Consider the following 2607-nt stretch of genomic DNA (forward strand, 5'->3'; position numbering starts at 1 on the left):
ACCTTCCGCCGCACGCTCGACGCGGCGGGCCTGGACGACCACGTCGTCGCCGTCGTGGGCAAATCGCCGGTGGTGGCCCGGGGATGGCGGTGCCCGCTGCGGTTGCTGTTCATCGACGGCGGTCACTCCGAGGCCGCCGCGAACCAGGATTTCGACGGATGGGCCAAGTGGGTGGATCTCGGCGGTGCCCTCGTCATCCACGACGTGTTCCCGAACCCCGCGGACGGCGGGCGCCCCCCTTACCACATCTATTGCCGCGCACTGGATTCCGGCCAGTTCCGGGAGGTCTCGGCCACCGGGTCGCTGCGGGTGCTCGAGCGCACCGGCGGCGAGGCGGGGGAGAGAGTCGTCAGCGGCCCGGGCCGGTGACCACGCATTCGCAGTCGAAGCCGGTCTGCAGCCCCGTCGGCAGCCCGTCGCCGCGGAAGATGCCGCCGGCCCCGGTGGTGTCCGAGAGCGCGTCGGCGGCCAGGATCATCGCCGCCCCGGTCCAGGTGGTGCGCTCCTCGGGCCAGCGCTTACCGTCCGCGAAGACCAAGCCGGTCCAGTACGAGCCGTCGTCCTCGCGCAGGTGCTGCATCGCGGCGAACTGCCGCAGCGCGGCGGGCCGCTGACCGATCGCGTCGAGCGCCATCACCAGTTCGCACGTCTCCGCACCGGTCACCCAGGGGCGGTCGTCGACGCAGCGGATGCCCAGGTCCCCGACCACGAAGTCGTCCCAGCGCTGCTTGATCCGCTCGGCCGCCGCCGGGCCGCGCAGCGCGCCCCCGAGGATGGGGTAGTACCACTCCATCGAATAGCGGTCTTTCTCGGTGAACGCCTCCGGATGCGCGACGATCGCGTGGCCCAGCCGCCCCAGCGCCAGCTCCCACTCGGGCTGCGGCTCCCCGATGAGACCGGCGAGCGCCAGCGCGCACCGGATGCTGTGGAAGACGCTGGCACACCCGGTCAGCAGCGCCTCCGGCAGGGGACCGGCTTCGCTTCGCGCCCAACAGATCTCGCCGTAGCCGATCTGCAGGTCGATGACGAAGTCGATCGCCTTGTGCACCACGGGCCACATCGACCTGGCGAAGGCTTTGTCCCCGGTGACCAGCACGTGGTGCCAGACGCCGGCCGCGATGTAGGCGCAGAAGTTGCTGTCGCTGTTGGCGTCCTCGACGATTCCCTCGCGCACCTGGATGGGCCAGGAACCGTCGGGCCGCTGCGTGCGGCGACACCATTCGAACGCGGCCCGGGCCGGCTCCAGCAGCCCCGCCGCGGTGAGCGCCATCGCGCACTCCACGTGGTCCCACGGGTCGGTGTGCCCGCCCGGGAACCAGGGGATGGCGCCCGACGATTCCTGAGCGTCGGCGATGGATCGCGCGGTTTGCCGGCACTGCTCGGCGGTCAGGATGTCCGCGACCGCCGGCGGCTCAACGCGACGCAACTGAATACCCCGGCGTCACTCCGCTTTCCGTCGCCCGCGGCTTGGTGAAGTACATCGCCACGCTTTTACCCACCAGCGGGTTGAGCAGCGACTCGGCCAGCCGCGTCAGTTTCGGCCGCTGCATCAGGTCCCACACCAGCAGTTTGTGGTAGGCGGTCACCGCCGGATGGTCGGTGTTCGACACGCCGACGGCGCATTTGAGCCACCAGAACGGCGAATGCAGCGCGTGTGCGTGGTGCTCGTGAGTCCAGTCCAGGCCGCCGGCGGTGATCTTGTCGCGTAGCCGGCTGGCCCGGTAGATCCGCACGTGGCCGCCCTCGTTGGCGTGGTACTCGTCGGAAAGCAGCCAGCACACCCGTTCGGGCAACCAGCGCGGGACGCTGACCGCCAGCGTGCCACCAACTTTGAGTACCCTGATCAGCTCGGCGATTGCGGCGTCGTCCTGCGGTACGTGTTCGAGGATCTCCGCGGCGATGACGCAGTCGAACGTCTCGTCGGCGTAGGGCAGGCTCAGCGCGTCACCGGCGACGGCCTGCGCCGAGGCGTCCAGGGGCGCCTCTCCGGTCTCGCCCATCGCCCGCAAAATGGTTTCCACGCCGCGCAATTCGGATTCGTCGCGGTCGAACGCGACGACGTCGGCCCCGCGCCGGTAGGCCTCGAAGGCGTGCCGGCCCGCTCCGCATCCCACGTCGATCACCTTGGTGCCCGGCCCGACGCCGAGGCGGTCGAAGTCCACCGTCAGCATCGGGCTTCGCCCCCGGCGGTGGCGCGGCGCGCGATCGCCAGCTCGTAGACCGCCACGGTCTGCGCCGCCACGGCGTCCCAACTGAACACGTTGACCGCGCGTTCGCGACCCGCGCGGCCCATGCTGCGGCGCTTCTCCGGTGAGTCGAGCAGACCGCCGAGCGCCGCGGTGAGCGCCTCGACGTCGGCCGGCGGCACCAGCTCGGCGCAGGCACCGTCGGTCCCGACGACTTCGGGCAGCGCGCCCACCCGGCTCGCGACCACCGGGGTGCCGCTGGCCATCGCCTCCACCGCCGGCAACGAAAACCCTTCGTAGAGTGAGGGAATGCAAGCAACCTCCGCCGACGCGAACAAGGCGGCCAGCGCGGCGTCGGACAGCCCGCTGGTGATGTGGACGATGTCGGAGATGCCGAGCTCGGCGATGAGTTTGTGGGTGG

Annotated in this window: 3 protein-coding genes and 1 pseudogene; 1 reads left to right on the forward strand and 3 read right to left on the reverse strand. The window is 70.8% G+C overall.

The window, feature by feature from the left end; translation table 11 throughout:
* Nucleotides 1-369, forward strand: a 369-nt coding sequence (locus AC2VOR_RS13920; RefSeq protein ID WP_486963966.1) for a class I SAM-dependent methyltransferase, incomplete at its 5' end; no start/stop codon positions are given.
* Here the strand turns inward: AC2VOR_RS13920 and mmpH are convergent.
* From mmpH to manT, 3 genes and pseudogenes are all read right to left on the reverse strand, one after another.
* Nucleotides 350-1393 (reverse strand): MMP endo-(1,4)-3-O-methyl-alpha-D-mannosidase, encoded by a 1044-nt coding sequence (mmpH, locus tag AC2VOR_RS13925; RefSeq protein ID WP_486963967.1) that lies wholly within the window; start codon nucleotides 1391-1393, stop codon nucleotides 350-352. The two genes, AC2VOR_RS13920 and mmpH, sit on opposite strands and share 20 nt — an antisense overlap.
* 19 nt (nucleotides 1394-1412) lie before the next feature.
* The gene (locus tag AC2VOR_RS13930; protein ID WP_369738662.1) at nucleotides 1413-2171 is read right to left on the reverse strand and encodes a class I SAM-dependent methyltransferase; all 759 of its coding nucleotides are present in this window, start codon (nucleotides 2169-2171) and stop codon (nucleotides 1413-1415) included.
* A pseudogene (gene manT / locus AC2VOR_RS13935) lies at nucleotides 2165-2607 on the reverse strand (MMP alpha-(1->4)-mannosyltransferase); the annotation flags it as partial. The pseudogene manT and the gene AC2VOR_RS13930, both read right to left, overlap by 7 nt.

It is taken from the genome of Mycobacterium sp. TH-M103 (genome assembly GCF_057473785.1).

Coding starts and splice junctions, on each gene's coding strand:
- AC2VOR_RS13930 (WP_369738662.1), bottom strand. CDS start 2,171: ATGCTGACGGTGGACTTCGACCGCCTCGGCGTCGGGCCGGGCACCAAG.